An 18081-nucleotide genomic window follows, 5' to 3' on the forward strand; every position below is an offset into this window, starting at 1 on the left:
GCGACCCTCGCAGCGGCCCTGACCTGCTTCAAAAGACTCCCCAAATAAGACACTCCCTAAGCCTACAAAACGCGAAATCGGGGGCACGTGGGTGAAGGCGCCAGGGGGCGATGAGGTGGTGTCACCACGTGCAGGAAACGGCTGAGAGCACCCCAAGGAGTCCTTCAGGGCATCAGTGACCTGCACGCGCTCCGACCAGCGAAACTGCGGTGATATAGCGGCAATAAGCGCGCCGAATAGCGTGGTTGGCGCACCGGGTTCAGCTGTCGTGCGTGAGGCGGTACCGCAACCATGTTCGAGTCCGACAGGCTCCACGTCGAGTCCCCCTTCGTCCGTCGCGCGCGCCGTGCGAACCGGCGTGTCCGGCTGTTCTGCTTCCCGCACGCGGGGGCGGGGGCGGGCAGCTTCGCCGACTGGCCCGCCCTGTTGCCGCCCGAGGTGGAGCTGATCGCCGTCCAGCTCCCCGGGCGCGAGGACCGAGTCGGCGAAGCGCCGTTCCTGCGCATGGAGATCACCGTGCGCACCGTGGGGCTGGCGCTGCGGCCGTACCTCCAGGGACCGTGCGCGTTCTTCGGGCACAGCGGCGGGGCGTTGCTGGCGTTCGAGCTCGCGCGGGCGCTGCGCAAGCGCGGCATGGAACCCAGCCACCTGTTCCTCTCCGGTCAGCCCGCCCCGGACCAGCCGCCCGTCGTGCCGAACATCCACGGCCTGCCGGACGAGGACTTCCGCGCCGCGCTGCACCTGCTGGGCGGCATGTCGGCCGACGTGGTCAACGACGACGAGCTGATGCGGGTGCTGCTGCCCTCGCTGCGCGCGGACTTCACGCTCTGGGAGACCTACCGGTACCAGCCGCAGGCCAAGCTCTCCGCGCCGATCACCGCGCTCGGCGGCGACGCCGACGACCGGGCGCCGATCCCGGCGCTGGAGGCGTGGCGCGACCACACCACCGGCGCCTTCGCCAGCCACGTGTTCCCCGGCGGCCACTTCTACCTCAACGACGTCGGCGTCGACCTGACCGAGACGATCGGCTCCGCGCTGCTGCGGCGCGAGTCGGCGCACGCGAAGTAGGAGGTTCGACGGATGTCCGGAGAAGACGGCATCGGCGCCGACGTGCTCGCCGAGCTGCGTGCGGCGGTCGAGGCGGTCCCGAACGTGGAGGCCGCGTTCCCGCTGCTGCGCCGCGAGGCCAAGCTCGACCGTGCCCGGCACCTCGGCGGCACCGAGCGCCAGGAGTCGGTCGGCCCCAGGGAAAACCACGCACGAAGCGAGACCAAAGCCGAGGCGTTCGGCGGCGAACTGGTCCTGGAGCCCGGATATCCCACCACGCTTCAGGAAGCGCTGCGGCTCGCGGCGGAACTGGCTCCGGAGAAGGGAACCCTGTACGTCTCCGCCGACGGTGGTGAGGTGTTCCAGAGCTATCCCCAGCTGCTCGGCGACGCCCAACGCGTCCTTAGTGGACTGAGGGGGACCGGCATCCGGCCCGGTGACTCCGTGCTCTTCCAGTTCGCCAGCAACAAGAACTTCGTCACCGCGTTCTGGGCTTGTGTCCTCGGAGGTTACCTCCCGACACCGGTCGGCGCGGCGCCCGGCTACGACCGGGACAACGCGGTCACGCAGAAGCTCCGCAACGCGTGGGAACTGCTGGACAAGCCGCTGATCCTCACCGACGAGCGGCTCGCCGAGGCCGTGCGCAAGCTGCCCGCCCTGTGGGGAGTCGATGACGTTCGCGTCGCGGCGGTCGAGGAGCTGTCCGGCGACGAGGACACCGACTGGTTCCCCGCGACTCCGGACAGCCCCGTCGTGCACCTGCTCACCTCCGGCAGCACCGGTGTGCCGAAGTGCGTCCGGCACCCCAGCCGCACGATCCTGGCCCGTACCAAGGCGACCGCGCTGGCCAACGGCTTCGACGAGAACGACGTCGCACTGAACTGGATGCCGTTGGACCACGTCGGCGGCATCGTGATGTACAACGTGCGCGACGTGGTCCTGCGCTGCCAGCACGTCAACGCCGAGATCGAAGCCTTCCTCGCTGAGCCACTGCGCTGGCTGGACTGGACCGACCGCTACCGCGCCACCAACACCTGGGCGCCGAACTTCGCCTTCGCGCTCGTCAACGAGCAGGCCCCGGCGATGCGGGGCCGCAACTGGGACCTGAGCACGCTGCGCCACATCTGCAACGCCGGTGAGGCCGTGGTCAGCCGCACCGCGGAGCGCTTCATCGAGCTGCTGCGGCCGCACGGGCTGCCCAACGGCGCGATGCGGCCGTGCTGGGGCATGTCGGAGACCAGTTCCGGGGTCACCTACTCCACGTTGCCCGCAGACAACGCGGTGGAGGGCAGGCTGTGGGTGGACAAGGCCTCGCTCGCCGGGCCGCTGCGCCTGGTGTCGGCGGGGGAGCGCGACGCGATCGCCTTCACCGAGGTCGGCCCGCCGGTGCCGGGGGTCCGGCTGCGGATCGTCGACCACGAGAACACCGTGCTGGCCGAGGACCACGTCGGCCGCCTCCAGATCACCGGCCCCACGATCATGAACGGCTACCACCGCAACGACGAGGGCAACGCCGAGGCGTTCACCGACGACGGCTGGTTCAACACCGGCGACCTGGCGTTCCTGCACGAGGGCCGGCTCACCATCACCGGCCGCGAAAAGGACCTGATCATCATTCAGGGCGCCAACTACCTGAACTACGACCTTGAGTCCATTGTGGAGCAGGTTCCGGGAACCGAGGTCACCTACGTGGCCGCCTGCGGCTACTCCGGGGCGGGCAACGACACCGACAAGCTGGTGGTCTTCTTCGTCCCCGCTGACGACGACGTGCACACCACGATCGCGGAGGTGAAGGCGCGGCTGGCGCGGGAGATCGGTCTCCAGCCGGACCTGGTGATCCCGGTGGAGCGGGCGCGCTTCCCCAAGACCAACAGCGGCAAGATCCAGCGCAACCAGCTCGTCACCGACCTCGACAACGGCGTCTTCGACGAGTGGCTGCGCGAGCTGGAGATCGCCGAGGAGTCGGAGTCCACGCTGCCCGCGTGGTTCTTCGAGCGCACCTGGATTCCCTCGGCGGGCGAGCCGACCGCCGCCCTCCCGGCGGGTCCGTGGCTGGTCTTCGACGCCAACGGCCTGGCGGCGCGGCTCGCCGAGCACCCGGACGTGCCGGAGCTGGTCGTCGTCGAGCGGGGCGAGGACTTCGCCGAAGTGCTCGGCGACCGGCAGGTCGGCGCGGTGCTTCACGGTTGGGGCCTGGCCGACAACGACCTGTATTCCGGCGCGCTCTCCGTTGCCGAGGTGCTCAAAGCGCTTGCTGCCCAAGGAAGTCAGGCAGTGCTGCTCGCGCTCACCGGCCGTGGGTTGTGGACGAGGTCCGGAGACGGTGTCGACGTGCTCAAGTCCACGTTGCCCGGGCTGGTCCGAACCGCTGCCATGGAAGGGGTTCTGCCGCTGGTCCGGCAGGTCGACCTCGACCTGAACGTGCCGCGCGGGTGGGTCGGCGTGATCCTCGCCGAGCTTTCCCGCCAGGACAACGAAGATCTGGTCGCCTACCGCGACAGCAGGAGGCTCGTCGCGCGGCTCCGCCCGGTCCCGCTCGGTGACACCGACGACCAGCCCGCCGCGCTGAAGGCCGGTGGCCACTACCTCGTCACCGGTGGTCTCGGCGGTATCGCGTACGAGATCGCGGAGTACCTGCTCGCGGCCTACCAGGCGAAGCTGCTGCTCATCGGCCGCAGCGAGGTCGACGAGAACGGTGGCGACGAGAAGGCCGAGCGCCTCGCCGACCTCCGGATGCTCGGTGAGGTCGAGTACCTCGCTGTGGACGTCGCCGACGCCGACGCGCTCAAGGCTGCTGTGTCCGATGTGGAGCTTGACGGTGTGCTTCACCTCGCCGGGGCGGACGTGTCGCACCAGTGGAGCAACCTGGAGGACCACGCGGTCGCGAACGAGACGACCGAGGGCTACCTGGATGCCTACCGCGCCAAGGTGAACGGAACCCTGGCCATCGCGGAACTCCTGCGCGACCGGCCGGACACCCTGCTTGTGCTGTTCTCCTCGGTCAACGGTGACTTCGGCGGAAGCTCCTTCGCCGCGTACTCCTCGGCGAACAGCTTCCTCAACGGGTTCGCCGACCACTGGGGTCGCGAGCTCGGCCGTCCGGTGCAGTGCCTGGCGTGGAGCATGTGGACCGGCATCGGCATGAACCGGGGAAGCCCCGCGGCCGCGGCGGCCTCGCGCGGTTTCCGTTCCATCAGCGGAGCGCAGGGCCTGGCGTCGTTCCTCACCGCGTTGTCGTTGGACCGCGTGCACCTGCTCATCGGGCTCGACGGCCGCAACGAACACATCGTGCGGGTGCTCGACCCCGGAGAGCTGCGCGCGGCAGAGGTGATCGTCACCTACACCGGAACAGCGGGAGCGCAGGACGTGCGCGCGGCGGTTTCCGCTGTGGCGCGAGGACTTCCGGTTCCCGTGCGGTACCTGGCAGTGCCGGGCTTCCCTGTCGACGCCGACGGTGCGGTCAACACGGAGCGGCTGCTGGCCGACGCGGTCGCGGAGCTGGCCCGAGGCGGAAGGCGTTATGTCGCACCGGCAACCGACCTCGAACGGCGGCTCGCCGTGCTGTGGCGCGAGGTTCTCGGCAGCGGCGAGGTCGGCCGTGACGACCGGTTCTTCGACCTCGGCGGCAGCTCGTTGCGCGCGGCCCAGCTCGTGGCCCGCATCAACGGCGCCGTGCCCGCCCGGATGTCCGTGCACCACCTCTACGAGCACCCGACCGTCGGGCAGCTCGCCGAGGTGCTGGAACAGCGATAGCCCAGAAAGGAAACAGCGCCATGACCAATCCGTTCGAGGACCCCGATGGCACCTACGTCGTGCTGGTCAACGACGAGGGACAGCACTCGCTGTGGCCGTCCTTCGCGGAGGTGCCCGCGGGCTGGACCGTCGCGCACGACAAGGACTCCCGGCAGGCGTGCCTGGACTACATCGAGGCCAACTGGACCGACATGCGCCCGCGCAGCCTCGTGACCGCGATGGACGAGGGCTGAGGACGGGGCAACACCGATGACGATGGGGATCCAGGTCGAACGCCTGGAGAAGCACTACGGCGACCACAAGGCCGTCAACGGTGTCGATCTGGAAGTTCCCGTCGGCACGGTGCTCGGCCTGCTCGGCCCCAACGGTGCCGGCAAGACCACGACGGTCCGCATGCTGGCCACCTTGATCCCGCCGACCGGCGGACGGGCCAGGGTCTGCGGCTACGACGTCGCCAAGCAGCCGCAGCAGGTGCGCCAGCTCATCGGGCTCACCGGCCAGTACGCCGCGGTGGACCAGGACATCTCCGGCCGCGACAACCTGTACCTGATCGCCAGGCTGCTCGACCTGCCGAGGAAGAAGGCGTGGGCGCGGGTCGACGAGCTGCTGGAGCGCTTCGACCTGGTCGAGGCGGGCGGCAAGCTGGCGCGGGAGTACTCCGGCGGCATGCGCAGGCGGCTGGACCTGGCGGCCAGCCTGATCGGCAACCCGAGGGTGATCTACCTCGACGAGCCGACGACGGGCCTGGACCCGCGCAGCCGCAACGCCTTGTGGGACGTGGTCCGCGACCTGGTCGCCGAGGGCTCCACGGTGCTGCTCACCACGCAGTACATGGAGGAGGCCGAAGCGCTCGCGGACTCCGTCGTGGTGATGGACCACGGCATGGTCATCGCCTCCGGCACGGCGGCGGAGCTGCGGGCCCGGGTGGGCGGGCAGACGCTGCGGGTGACGCCCAAGCGCCCGCAGGACCTGCTGGCCGTGGCCACCACGCTGGCCCGCGCCCGCCTCGCCGGGTACGTCGACCACGAGGCGGGCCTGGTGCAGCTGCCCATCTCCGGCCCGCACGACCTCACCATCGCGGTGCGGGCCATCGCGGGCTCCGGCATCGCCGTCGCCGGGATCGACACCAGCACCCCGAGCCTCGACGAGGTGTTCCTGACCCTGACCGGGAAACAGCGCGGCGGGGTCGAGGACACGATCCAGTTCTGGAGGATCGAATGAGCACCGCGACCAGCGCCCCGAGCCCGCCGAGCCCTGGGGAGCCGGGCAGCTCGCCGCGGCTGCGCCCGGTGACCACCCCGCCGCCGCTGCCCGCGCTGTCCGCGCGGGTCGGCGTTCGGGCGACCGCGCGGCACTCCTTCGCCATCGCGCGGCGGAACCTGTTGCAGGTCCGCAATGACCCCGGCCAGCTGCTGGACTCCACGCTGATGCCGATGATCTTCACCCTGATCTTCCTCTACGTCTTCGGCGGGGCGATCTGGGGTGGCCGCGACGGCGACTACAAGCAGTTCCTGCTGCCGGGGATCATGGTGCAGACCATCATGTTCGCCTCCCGCGCGACGGGGTTCACGCTCTCGATGGACTTCGGCTCCGGTGTGATGGACCGCTTCCGGGCCCTGCCGATCGCCCGTTCCGCGGTGCTCTCCGGCCGGATCATCGCCGACGTGTGCCGCCTGCTGCTGGGACAGGTGGTGATGCTGACCTTCGCCTTGGTCATCGGTTTCTCGGTGCGGACCGGGGTGCTGGAGGCGGTCGCGGCGGTCGGCGTCGTGCTGCTCTACGGCACGGCGCTTGCGTGGGTCTCGGCGTTCATCGGCCTGGTGGTCAAGAGCCCCAACACCGTCCAGGCCGTGGGCTTCCTGTGGATGATCCCGTTGCAGTTCGGCAGCTCCATGCTGGTGCCGACGGAGACGATGAGCCCGTGGCTGCGCGCCTTCGCCGAGGCCAACCCGACCACCCTGGTCACCGACGCGTGCCGCAACCTGCTCATCGGCGGTCCGGTTGCCGGACCGCTCGCCGGAACCCTGGCCTGGTGCCTTGGGCTCATGCTGGTCGCCGTCCCGCTCTCGATCCGCCAGTACCGCAAGCGATAACGCCGACGATAACGAGAAAAAATCCTGGCCGGATACGTTTTCCCTTGAGGTTGAACCAGAATCGAGCGGAGGGACCTCGATGGGAAGCCCTGAGCGCGGCGCGGTCGGATTCACCGCGCTTCCCCGCTGGACGGCGCTGGTCGACGCACCGGCCGGGGTGGCGGAGCACGAGATCGCGCTCGCCGCGTCGCCGCCCTCCGCGCACCTGTTCGCCGCGCACGCCAAGGTGGTCAGCGCGCTCAGTGGCGAGGACGAGATCCTGACCGGTTATGTCCCAGAAGGACATACCGGTGCACCGCTGGCCTGCTGCATCGGGGTCGGCGGCACGTGGCCGGAACTGGTGGCGCGGGCCGACAAGGTCGCGAAGGACGCCGTCTCGGGGGCATTCGAGGTCGTGCTCGGAGAAGCCCGCGCGGAGCTGCCGGAAGGCGTTGTCCTCTGGGTGTCCGAAAAGGACGGACAGCTGCGGTTGCGCTACCGCACCGAGGCTTTCGACGCCGATCACGTCGCCCGGATCGCCGGGTACTACCGCACCGCTCTCGACCACCCCGAAGCCCCGACTCTGCTTTCCCAAGAGGAACTGGACTTCCAGTTCGACGGCCTCGCCGGACCGGAGCGCGAGCTTCCAGACCGACGCTTCCACGAGCTGTTCGAGGACCGCGTCCGTGAGCACCCCGACGCCGTCGCCGCGGTCCACGGCGACCGGAGCTGGACCTACGCCGAGCTGAACCGCCGCGCCAACCGCATCGGCCGGGCACTCCGGGCTCGGGGGCTGAGCTCGCAGGACGTCGTCGCCGTTGTCACCGAACGGAACCTGGACTGGCTGGCCTCGGTCCTGGCGATCTTCAAGGCGGGCGGCGGCTACCTGCCGATCGAGCCGCACTTCCCGTCCGACCGCATCGGCAAGACCCTCCGCCGGGCCGACTGCGCCCTGGTGCTCACCGAGCGCGGCAGCACCGGAACCCTCGACCAGGTACCGGGTCTCACCAAGGTCTTCCTCGACGAGATCTACGCCGAGGACCACGACGACAGCGACCTCGGCATCGCGGTCGGCCCGGACGACCTGGCCTACATCTACTTCACCTCGGGTTCCACCGGAGAGCCCAAGGGCGCGATGTGCGAGCACGCGGGCATGCTCAACCACCTCTACGCCAAGATCGACGACCTCGGCATCACCGAGGGCCAGGTGGTCGCGCAGATCGCGCCCCAGTGCTTCGACATCTCCTTGTGGCAGCTGGTCTCCGCGCTGCTGGTCGGCGGTCGTACCCTGATCGTCGAGCAGGAGGCGATCCTTGACGTCCAGCGCTTCGTCCGCCTTGTCTCCGACGGTGTTGACGTGATGCAGGTCGTTCCGTCCTATTTGGAGGTCGTGCTCTCCCACCTTGAGGAGCACCCCGGGGGACTCGGCAGGCTGCGGTGCGTCTCGGCCACCGGTGAGGCGCTCAAGAAGGAGCTGACGGAGCGCTGGTTCGCGGCGTTCCCGCACATCAAGCTGGCCAACGCCTACGGGCTGACCGAGACCTGCGACGACACCAACCACGAGGTGATGGACCGCGCGCCCGAGCGCGACCGTGTTCCCTTGGGGCGCGCGGTGAACAACGTGCGGGTGTACGTGGTCGACGAGAGCCTCAACCCGGTTCCGCTCGGTTCGCCCGGCGAGATCGTCTTCTCCGGCGTCTGCGTCGGTCGCGGCTACATCAACGACCCGGAGCGCACCGCGGCGGCCTTCCTCACCGACCCGCACCGGCCCGGTCAGCGGCTCTACCGCTCCGGTGACTTCGGCCGCTGGCTGCCCGACGGCAAGCTGGAGTTCCTCGGCAGGCGCGACGCGCAGGTCAAGATCCGTGGGTTCCGCATCGAGATCGGTGAGATCGAGAACCGGCTGCTCGGCGTGCCCGGGGTGCGGGACGCGGCGGTCGTCGTCGCGGAGTGGCCGGACCGGGGCAAGACGCTGGTCGCCTTCTACTCCACGACCGCCGAGCTGCCCGAGGAGCCGCTGCGCGAGCACCTCGCCGCCGGACTGCCGGAGTACATGGTGCCCAGCCACTTCCACCGGCTGGAGTCGCTGCCGCTGACCGCGAACAGCAAGATCGACAAGAAGAAGCTGACCGCGGCCGCGGCGGAGCTGAAGATCGAGGACGTCGTCGTGCCGCCCCGGACGCCGACCGAGCTGCGCATCGCCGCCGCGTGGGCCGAGGTCCTCGGTGCCGTGCCGGAGAAGGTCGGCAGGGACAGCCACTTCTTCACCTCCGGTGGCACCTCGCTGTCGGCTGTGCGCCTGGTGGTCAAGCTGGAGCGGGCGATCTCGCTCAAGGAGCTGACTCGGACGCCCGTGCTCGCCGACCTCGCCGCCTTCATCGACGGCAAGCGGCAGGAGCACACCGGCCTGCTCCAACCACTGTCCACCGTGGAAGGTGAGGCGGTCTCGCTGGTCTGCTTCCCCTACGCGGGCGGGAACGCGGTGAACTTCCAGCCGCTGGCCACCGCGCTGGCGGGCAGCGGGATCGCCGTGTACGCGGTCGAGCTGCCCGGCCACGACCTCTCCGCGCAACGCGAGCCCTTCGCGGAGGCCGACCAGGTCGCCAAGGCCGTCGTCGCCGAGATCGCCCAGCGCGGGATCGGCCCGGTCCTGTTGTGGGGCCACTCCTCCGGAGCGGCGCTGGCGGTGCTCACCGCCCGGCTGCTGGAGGAGCAGAACCACGACGTGCGCCAGGTTCTCGTTGGTGCGCAACTGGTCGGTGAGGTCGCCGACCGCGAGCGGTTCACCGCCACCGTCACCGCGCTGAGCGACCTGGAGATCACCGCGCGGCTCAGCGGTGACAGCGCCTACACCGAGCTGGGCGGCCTCGACACCGAGCGCGCCGCCCTGGTCGGCGCTGCCTACCGCCACGACGTCGTTGTGGCGAACCGGTTCTTCGTCTCGGCGCACGAGGAGAACGCGAAGCTGGCCACGCCGGTGACCGTCGTGGTGGCCGCCGACGACAAGGCGACTGAGGGCCACGAGCGCGAGAGCGGGAAGTGGCCGCTGCTGGCCGAGAACGTCGAAGTGCGCGAGCTGGCGGAAGGCGGGCACTACTTCCCGCGCACCCGCCCCGGGGAGACCGCGGCCGTGATCAGGGCCGTGAACGAGTTGTGCAGCAACGGGAAGGGACGACTGTAATGGTGTCGCCGATTGACACGGACGCCTTCGCCGGCCTCAACGGCCGCGCGGAGGAGGGCAAACCCGCCATCATCGAGGTGAGCGGTGTTGCCGACGCGGCCGAGTGGGCCGCGCGGAACCGGGGGGCGCTGCACCACGTCGTCGCCCAGCACGGCGCTGTTCTGGTGCGGGGCCTGGGCATCCGCGACGCCGAGGGCGCGGGCGCGGTGCTCACGACGCTGGCGACCGACCTGATGGCCGAGCGCGAGGCGTTCGCGCCGAGGTGGAGCTACTCCGACGGCGTGTACTCGTCCTCGAAGTGGCCGCCGAACCAGCCGATGTGCATGCACCACGAGCTCAGCTACGCCCTGGAGTTCCCGGGCATGATGCTCTTCGCCTGCCTCAGCGCGCCCACCGACGGCGGCGCCACCGCGGTCTCCGAGTCCGCCAAGGTGCTCGCCGCGCTGCCCGCCGACCTGGTCGAGCGGTTCGAGCGCGAGGGCTGGCTGCTGACCCGCAGCTACAACGACGAGATCGGCGTCCCGTGGTCGGAGGCGTTCGGCACCACCCACAAGGCCGAGGTGGAGAAGTACTGCGCCGCCAACGGGATCACCTTCGAGTGGACCGCCGACGGCGGCCTGCGCACCAGCCAGCGCCGCTCGGCGGTGATCAGCCACCCCGCGCACGGCGAGAGGCTGTGGTTCAACCAGATCGCCTTCCTCAACCAGTGGACGATGGCCCCCGAGGTGCGCGAGTACCTGGTCGACGTCTACGGCCAGGACGGCCTGCCGTTCAACACCCGCTTCGGCAACGGCGAGGAGATCACCGAGGACATCGTGCAGGTCATCAACAAGACCTACGACTCGGTGACGCTGCGCGAGCCGTGGCGGGCCGGTGACCTGATGCTGGTGGACAACCTGCGGATGGCGCACAGCAGGGAGCCCTTCGACGGCCCCCGCGAGGTGCTCGTGGCGATGGGCTACCCGGTCCGGCTCGCCGACTGCTCGCCGACCGCCCCACTCGCCTGACCCAACGGAGAACCCTGATGTCCCAGCACGTCCCCACCTTCTCGGTGATCTCCGGTGGCCAGGTCCAGCGCGCGCTCGCCGGCCAGGAGAAGCCCGTCACCGAGCTCATCGAGACCGCGTACAAGGTGCACGGCTCCGGAGACACGGTGAACCCGCCGTCGTACTTCCTGCGCTTCCCCGACCGCCCGACCTCGCGCATCATCGCGCTGCCCGCCTCGATCGGCGGCGGGGTCGGCGTCGACGGGATCAAGTGGATCTCCAGCTTCCCGGAGAACGTCGCCTCCGGGCTGCCGAGGGCGTCGGCGGTGCTGATCCTCAACGACCAGGCGACCGGATATCCCTTCGCCTGCTTGGAAAGCTCCATCATCAGCGCCACGCGCACGGCCGCGTCGGCGGTGCTGGCCGCCGACTGGTTCACCAGGGAGCGCGGCCGCCCGCCGAGGATCGGCTTCATCGGCACCGGCCTGATCGCCCGCTACATCCACACCTACTTCGCCGGGACCGGGTGGTCCTTCGACGAGGTCGGCGTGCACGACCTCTCCGCCGAGCACGCCGGTGGCTTCCGGGACTACCTGGAGCGTTCCGGCGAGACCGGCCGGATCACGGTGCACGACACCGCCGAACAGCTCATCCGCGCGTCCGACATCGTCGTGTTCGCGACCGTCGCGGCGACCCCGCACGTGACCGACCCCGCGTGGTTCGCGCACAACCCGTTGGTGCTCAACGTCTCTCTGCGGGACGTCTCCCCGGAGATCGTGCTCGCCTCGACCAACATCGTCGACGACGTCGAGCACTGCCTGAAGGCGAACACCTCGCCGCACCTGGCCGAGCAGCTGGTCGGCAACCGCGACTTCCTGCACGGCACGCTGGACGATGTGATGGCGGGCCGGGTCGCGCTGCCGACCGACCGTCCGCTGGTGTTCTCGCCCTTCGGGCTCGGCGTGCTCGACCTCGCGGTCGGCGCGCACGTCTACGAGCAGCTGCGCCGCGCCGGTGAGCTGGCCGTCGTCGACGACTTCTTCCACGAGCTGCGCCGCTACGGCTGAGGGAGGTGGGGAGCGTGCCGGTCATCTCCGAGCCGCAGGAGTTCCACGAGGACGACCTGTTCGTCGATCTGGAGGCCACCTTCGGCCGCAGGCTCTACCTCAAGTGCGAGGGGTTCAACTTCGCGGGCTCGATCAAGCTCAAGGCCGCCCGCGAGATGATCGAGGCTGCTGAGCGGAGCGGTGCGCTGCGGCCGGGCTCGATCCTCGTGGAGTCCTCCTCGGGCAACCTCGGGGTCGCGCTGAGCATCCTGGCCGCCAGCAAGGGCTACGAGTTCCTGTGCGTGACCGACTCGCGCTGCAACCTCGCGACCAAGCGGATGATCGAGACACTGGGCAGCAGGGTGCACACGATCGTCGAGCCCGATGCCGACGGAGGTTTCCTCGGCGCGCGGCTGCGCCACGTGCGCGAGCTGTGCGAGTCCGACGACCGCTACCTGTGGCTCAACCAGTACGCGAACCCGGCGAACTGGAAGGCCCACTACCGCTGGACCGCACCCGCCATCGCCCGCAACTTCCCCGACCTCGACGTGCTCTTCCTCGGAGCGGGGACCACGGGAACCCTGATGGGCTGCGCGCGGTACTTCAAGGAGCACCACCCGGACGTCACCGTGGTGGCGATCGACGCGGTCGGCTCGGTGACCTTCGGAGCCCCCGCGCTGCCCAGGATGATCCCCGGCCTGGGCACCGGGGTTCGCCCACCGCTGCTCGACGTGTCCTATGTGGACCACGTGGTGCACGTCGCGGAGATCGACACGATCCGGGCGTGCCACCGCCTCGCCCGCAGGGGCTTCCTGTTCGGCGGTTCCACCGGGACCGTGGTCAGCGGCGCGCTGCGCTGGCTGGCGGAGTTCGCACCCGGTGCCGACCCGACCACCGTGGCCGTCGCGCCCGACCTGGGCGAGCGGTACCTGGACTCGGTGTACCAGCGCGGGTGGGTCGAGGAGATCTACGGACCCGACGCGCTCGACCTTGAGCACGAGGAGACAGTGACCATGCTGCAACCGATGGGTAGTGCGTGATGTCCTTGACCGCTCAGACGTTCCACGTTGGCGCGGTGCCCCAGGTGGTGCCGCTGACCGAGGCGGACGCCGCCTCGGTCGCCGAGATCGCCCTCGGTCTGCTCGGGGTCGCGGGCGGCGTCGTCGACAACCCCGAGTGGGTCGCGGCCACCAGGGAGGCGTGGGACGAGCTCCCGATCGCGCTGCGCAGGGCGGTCCGCCGCTTCCGACGGGACTCCGGTCCACAAGGGACACTGCTGCTGCGCGGGCTGCCGGTCGGCTTGGACACCCTCGGTGACACGCCGATGGTCGCCGGGTCCGTGCAGCGCGAGGCCACCGTCGGTGCCGCGGTGCTGGCGATGATCGCATCGGGGCTCGGTGACCCGGCCGCGTTCCTCCCGGAGAAGTCCGGGGCGCTCGTGCAGGACGTGGTCCCGGTGCCCGGCAAGGAGACCTTCCAGGGCAACGCGGGCTCGGTGCTGCTGTCCTTCCACAACGAGAACGCCTTCCACCAGCACCGCCCGGACTACGTGATGCTGCTGTGCCTGCGTTCGGACCACGAGGGCATCGCGGGCCTGCGCACCGCCTGCGTCCGCCAGGTGCTCGACCTGCTCAGCCAGCGCAGCAGGGAAGCATTGTCCCGCAAGGAGTTCATCACCGAGGCCCCGCCGTCCTTCGGCGACGGCAGCGAGCCGGTGGCGCACGCCGTCCTGACCGGTTGCGCCGACGACCCCGACCTGCGGGTGGACTTCGCCGCCACACAGCCGCAGACCGAGGCGGGCTCGGCCGCGTTGGTGGAGCTCGGCGAGCTGTTCGAGCAGACCGCGACCAGCTCCGCTCTGACACCGGGCGACCTGGCGATCGTGGACAACCACGTGACCGTGCACGGCCGCACCGCGTTCACTCCGCGCTACGACGGGCGGGACCGTTGGCTGCAAAGGACGTTCTCCCTCACCGGGCTGCGGCGCTCGCGCGCCTCCCGGCCAGGGGACGGCTACGTCCTGGTGGACTAGGGCGTGTCCTGCACGTGGTGACACCACCTCACCGCCTCCGGCACCTCTTCGCCGCCCCCCGGCACCTCTTCGCCGCCCCCCGGCACCTCTTCGCCGCCCCCCGGCACCTCTTCGCCGCCCCCCGGCACCTCTTCGCCGCCCCCCGGCACCACTTCGCCGCCCCCGACACCACTTCGCCGCCCCCGACACCACTTCGCCGCCCCCGACACCACTTCGCCGCCCCCGACACCACTTCGCCGCCCCCGACACCACCTCCGACACCCCCTCCCCGTAGCTCACCACGCACCCCCACTTCGCGTTTTGTAGCCTTAATGCGAGAAGAGGGCGCTCATGCGCGCATCAAGGTGACAAAACGCGAGAATCCCGACCACGCCAGCCAGGCCACGCGAGCACATTCCGCTGTGCCACAAGGTAAAGGCTTTGATAACAAGCTAAAAGGCCAGCTCAGTACGGTCATTCCAGAGCTCGGACGATCCCAAGGAGCGTTGGTGTGATCAAGTCAGTGGTCATTGTGGGCGGTGGCACAGCGGGATGGATGACAGCCACGTACCTGAAGGAGGCGTTCGGCGAGCGGGTGGACGTGACGCTGGTCGAGTCCAGGCGGGTCGGCACGATCGGCGTCGGTGAGGCCACCTTCTCCACGGTGCGGCACTTCTTCGACTACCTCGGCCTCGACGAGCGGGAGTGGATGCCGGAGTGCTCGGCCTCCTACAAGCTCGCGATCCGCTTCGAGGACTGGCGCCGCAAGGGCCACCACTTCTACCACCCCTTCGAGCGGTTACGCGTCGCCGACGGCTTCACCATGGCCGACTGGTGGCTGCGGCTCGGCGACGGCGGTGAGGACTTCGACCGGCACGTCTACCTCACGCCGACCATGTGCGAGAACAACCTCTCGCCGCGCCTGCTCGACGGCTCGCTGTTCGTGTCCAACCTGGACGGTTCACTTGGACGGTCCACATTGGACGAACAGCGGGCTCAGTTCCCCTACGCCTACCACTTCGACGCCGACCTGCTGGCCAAGTTCCTCGCGAAGTACGGCGTCAAGCGCGGCGTCCGGCACGTCGTCGACGACGTGGTCGAGATCGGTCAGGACGAGCGCGGCTGGGTCAGCCACGTCACGACCAAGGAGAGCGGCGAGCTGTGCGGCGATCTCTTCGTCGACTGCACCGGCTTCCGGGGTGTGCTGATCAACCAGACCCTCGGCGAGCGGTTCACCTCCTTCCAGGACGTGCTGCCCAACAACCGCGCCGTCGCGCTGCGGGTGCCCCGTGAGGGCGAGGCCGCCAGGACGATGCGGCCCTACACCACCGCGACCGCGATGGACGCCGGGTGGATCTGGACGATCCCGCTCTACGGCCGCAACGGCCACGGCTACGTCTACTCCGACGAGTTCTGCTCGCCGGAGGAGGCCGAGCGCACGCTGCGCGCGAAGGTCGCCCCCGGCCAGGACGAGCTGGAGGCCAACCACATCCGGATGCGCATCGGCCGCAACGAGCGCTCCTGGGTGAACAACGTGGTCGCGATCGGGCTGTCCTCCGGCTTCGTCGAGCCGCTGGAGTCCACCGGGATCTTCTTCATCCAGCACGGGATCGAGCAGCTGGTGAAGCACTTCCCGGACGAGCGCTGGGACCCGCGGCTGGCCGACGCCTACAACACCAAGGTCGCCCACGTCATCGACGGTGTGAAGGAGTTCCTGGTCCTGCACTACCGGGCCACCGAGCGCGACGACACCCCGTACTGGAAGGAGACCAAGCTCCGGGCGATCCCGGCCGGCCTGGCTCCCCGGCTGGAGCACGCGCGGTCGCTGTTGATCGACGAGTCCGTGATGTACCCGCACTACCACGGCTTCGAGCCCTACTCGTGGATCACCATGGCGCTGGGCCTCGGCCTGGAGCCGGAGCATCCCCGCCCCGCGCTGGCGCACATCGACCCGGCCAACGCCAAGGCCGAGCTCGCGCGCCTGGCCGCGGAGGCCGAGGAGCTGGTGGAGAACCTGCCCACCTGTTACGAGTACATCCACTCCATCAACAGCTGATCCCGGGGCGAAGGGTGGAGCCATGACAGCCGTACCCGTTTCCCCCGACGCCACGGCGGCCGTCCCGGTGGGGGAGTTCCGCGACCTGATGAGCGCCTTCCCGAGCGGGGTCGCGGTCGTGACGGCCCTGGACGCCGAAGGCGCGCCGCACGGGCTGACCTGCACGTCGCTGTCCAGCGTCGCGGTGGACCCGCCGACCCTGCTGGTGTGCCTGAACCTGCGCAGTGGCACGCTCGACGCCGTTCGGGCGCGGTGCGGCTTCGCGGTGAACCTGTTGCACAGCGACGGAAAGCGCGCGGCGGAGGTGTTCTCCTCCGCGACGCCCGACCGGTTCTCGCAGGTGCGGTGGGAGCGGTCGCGACAGGTCGGTGCGCCGCTGCTGGTCGAGGACGCCTTCGCCACGGCGGAGTGCGTCGTCGGCGACGTCCTCGTGGTCGCCGACCACGCGATCGTGATCGGCCGGGTCGTCGACATCGTCCAGCGCACGGACGACCCGCTGCTCTACGGCTTCCGCCGCTTCTCCTCCTGGAAGCTGTGACCCCGACGCCGCGAAGGGTGGAGTCAGCCCTTCGCGGCGTCGTATCTCTGTTGCGCCGCAAGCACTTCCGGCAGCTTTCCCTCCAGGAACCTGACCAGGTCGATCACCTTCGCCGCGGTCTGCTCGCCGAGCGGGGTGAGGCTGTACTCGACCTTCGGCGGGATCACCGGCTGCGCCTCGCGGTGCACGAAACCGTCCCGCTCCAACGCCTGGAGGGTCTGGGCGAGCATCTTCTCGCTGACCCCCTCCACCCGGCGGCGCAGCGCGTTGAACCGGAAGGTGCCCTCGGTCAGCGCCATCATCGCGAGGATGCCCCAGCGCCCGGTGACGTGCTCCAGGGTGTCCCGCGAAGGGCAGGCCTTCGAGAACACGTCGGCAAGGATCTCCTGGTGCACGTCGCTCATGCCCTGACAGTACCTCGCGCACAGCACAATAGAATGTGACTGTACTAACTATCAGTTGGCACTAACTCAAAGTTAGTACAAGCTTCTCGGTGAGCGCGGGATCGGCCCGCGCCGCACCGCGAGGAGTCCTCCCATGATCGTCGTCACCGGAGCCACCGGCGGACTGGGCGCCCTGGTCGTCCAGTCCCTGCTCACGAGGGTCCCCGCCGACCAGGTCGTCGCAGTCGTGCGGAGCCCGGAGAAGGCAGCGGGGCTCGGCGTCGAGGTCCGCGCCGCCAACTACGACGACCAGGCGAGCCTGGAGCGCGCCTTCGCGGGCGCCGACAAGGTCCTGCTGGTCTCCGGCAACGAGTTCGGCAAGCGGGCCGCCCAGCACACCAACGCGATCAACGCCGCGGCCAAGGCGGGCGTCGGCAGGCTCGTCTACACCAGTGCCCCGTTCGCCGACTCCGGCAGGATGCTGCTCTCCGAGGAGCACAAGGCGACCGAGGAGGTCCTGCTCGCCTCCGGGCTGACCTACACGATCCTGCGCAACGGCTGGTACCACGAGAACTACGCGCAGGCGATCACCGGCGCGGTCGAGTCCGGCGTGCTCGCCACGAGCGCGGGCGACGGCCGGGTCTCCAGCGCGGCCCGCGCGGACTACGCCGAGGCCGCCTCGGTGGTGCTGACCACCGAGGGGCACGACAACAAGATCTACGAGCTCTCCGGCGACACCGCGTGGTCCTTCGCCGAGCTGGCCGACGTGGTCTCCCGCGTCTCCGGCAAGCCGGTGTCGTACCAGGTCCTCACCACCGAGGAGCAGATCGCCCAGCTGACCTCGGCTGGCCTGCCGGAGCCGGTCGCCGCCGTGTTCGCCGACGTGGACGCCAACATCGCCAAGGGTGGGGTGCTCGACCACACCCCCGGCGTGCTGCGCGAGCTCATCGGTCACCCGACGCAGCCGGTCGCCGACTACGTCACCGACCTGCTCAAGAAGTAGTCCCT

General features: G+C 69.7%; 14 protein-coding genes. 13 read left to right on the forward strand and 1 reads right to left on the reverse strand.

The window, feature by feature from the left end:
* Positions 1-291 precede the first annotated feature (291 nt).
* The 12 genes from ACFFQA_RS28340 to ACFFQA_RS28395 all read left to right on the forward strand — a co-directional run bounded on the left by ACFFQA_RS28340 (position 292) and on the right by ACFFQA_RS28395 (position 16690).
* Positions 292-1068, forward strand: a complete 777-nt coding sequence (locus ACFFQA_RS28340) for a thioesterase II family protein (protein WP_377858797.1) — start codon at positions 292-294, stop codon at positions 1066-1068.
* A 12-nt stretch (positions 1069-1080) separates the two neighbouring features.
* Positions 1081-4800 carry an SDR family NAD(P)-dependent oxidoreductase gene (locus ACFFQA_RS28345; RefSeq protein WP_377858799.1) on the forward strand — a complete coding sequence of 1240 codons (3720 nt, stop codon included), beginning with the start codon at positions 1081-1083 and terminating at the stop codon, positions 4798-4800.
* 20 nt (positions 4801-4820) lie between these two features.
* Entirely contained in the window at positions 4821-5033 is a 213-nt protein-coding gene (locus ACFFQA_RS28350; protein WP_377858802.1) for an MbtH family protein, read from the forward strand.
* A 16-nt stretch (positions 5034-5049) separates the two neighbouring features.
* On the forward strand, positions 5050-6021 hold the full coding sequence (locus tag ACFFQA_RS28355; protein ID WP_377858805.1) for an ATP-binding cassette domain-containing protein: 972 nt from the start codon (positions 5050-5052) through the stop codon (positions 6019-6021).
* Positions 6018-6893, forward strand: a complete 876-nt coding sequence (locus ACFFQA_RS28360; protein WP_377858807.1) for an ABC transporter permease — start codon at positions 6018-6020, stop codon at positions 6891-6893. The genes ACFFQA_RS28355 and ACFFQA_RS28360 overlap by 4 nt, the downstream gene beginning before the upstream one ends.
* Positions 6894-6972: 79 nt before the next feature.
* Positions 6973-10053, forward strand: a complete 3081-nt coding sequence (locus ACFFQA_RS28365; RefSeq protein WP_377858809.1) for a non-ribosomal peptide synthetase — start codon at positions 6973-6975, stop codon at positions 10051-10053.
* Positions 10053-11060, forward strand: coding sequence for a TauD/TfdA family dioxygenase (locus ACFFQA_RS28370; RefSeq protein ID WP_377858811.1), 1008 nt, complete (start codon positions 10053-10055; stop codon positions 11058-11060). Before ACFFQA_RS28365 ends, ACFFQA_RS28370 begins: the two co-directional genes overlap by 1 nt.
* Before the next feature lie 17 nt (positions 11061-11077).
* The gene (gene sbnB, locus ACFFQA_RS28375) at positions 11078-12106 is read left to right on the forward strand and encodes a 2,3-diaminopropionate biosynthesis protein SbnB (protein WP_377858813.1); all 1029 of its coding nucleotides are present in this window, start codon (positions 11078-11080) and stop codon (positions 12104-12106) included.
* 14 nt (positions 12107-12120) lie between these two features.
* Positions 12121-13125 (forward strand): 2,3-diaminopropionate biosynthesis protein SbnA, encoded by a 1005-nt coding sequence (sbnA, locus tag ACFFQA_RS28380; protein ID WP_377858816.1) that lies wholly within the window; start codon positions 12121-12123, stop codon positions 13123-13125.
* Positions 13125-14117: a TauD/TfdA family dioxygenase gene (locus ACFFQA_RS28385; protein WP_377858819.1), complete on the forward strand. Its 993-nt coding sequence runs from the start codon at positions 13125-13127 to the stop codon at positions 14115-14117. Before sbnA ends, ACFFQA_RS28385 begins: the two co-directional genes overlap by 1 nt.
* 511 nt (positions 14118-14628) lie before the next feature.
* Positions 14629-16152 carry a tryptophan halogenase family protein gene (locus tag ACFFQA_RS28390; RefSeq protein ID WP_377858859.1) on the forward strand — a complete coding sequence of 508 codons (1524 nt, stop codon included), beginning with the start codon at positions 14629-14631 and terminating at the stop codon, positions 16150-16152.
* Between the two features lie 22 nt (positions 16153-16174).
* Positions 16175-16690, forward strand: coding sequence for a flavin reductase family protein (locus ACFFQA_RS28395; protein ID WP_377858821.1), 516 nt, complete (start codon positions 16175-16177; stop codon positions 16688-16690).
* 23 nt (positions 16691-16713) lie between these two features.
* Here ACFFQA_RS28395 and ACFFQA_RS28400 read toward each other — a convergent pair whose 3' ends face one another.
* Positions 16714-17094 (reverse strand): winged helix-turn-helix transcriptional regulator, encoded by a 381-nt coding sequence (locus tag ACFFQA_RS28400; protein ID WP_377858822.1) that lies wholly within the window; start codon positions 17092-17094, stop codon positions 16714-16716.
* Between the two features lie 133 nt (positions 17095-17227).
* On the opposite strand from ACFFQA_RS28400, the gene ACFFQA_RS28405 reads away from it, so the two are divergent.
* The gene (locus ACFFQA_RS28405; RefSeq protein WP_377858824.1) at positions 17228-18076 is read left to right on the forward strand and encodes an SDR family oxidoreductase; all 849 of its coding nucleotides are present in this window, start codon (positions 17228-17230) and stop codon (positions 18074-18076) included.
* Positions 18077-18081: the final 5 nt, after the last annotated feature.

This window comes from Allokutzneria oryzae (genome assembly GCF_042429765.1).
Lineage (GTDB): Bacteria > Actinomycetota > Actinomycetes > Mycobacteriales > Pseudonocardiaceae > Allokutzneria > Allokutzneria oryzae.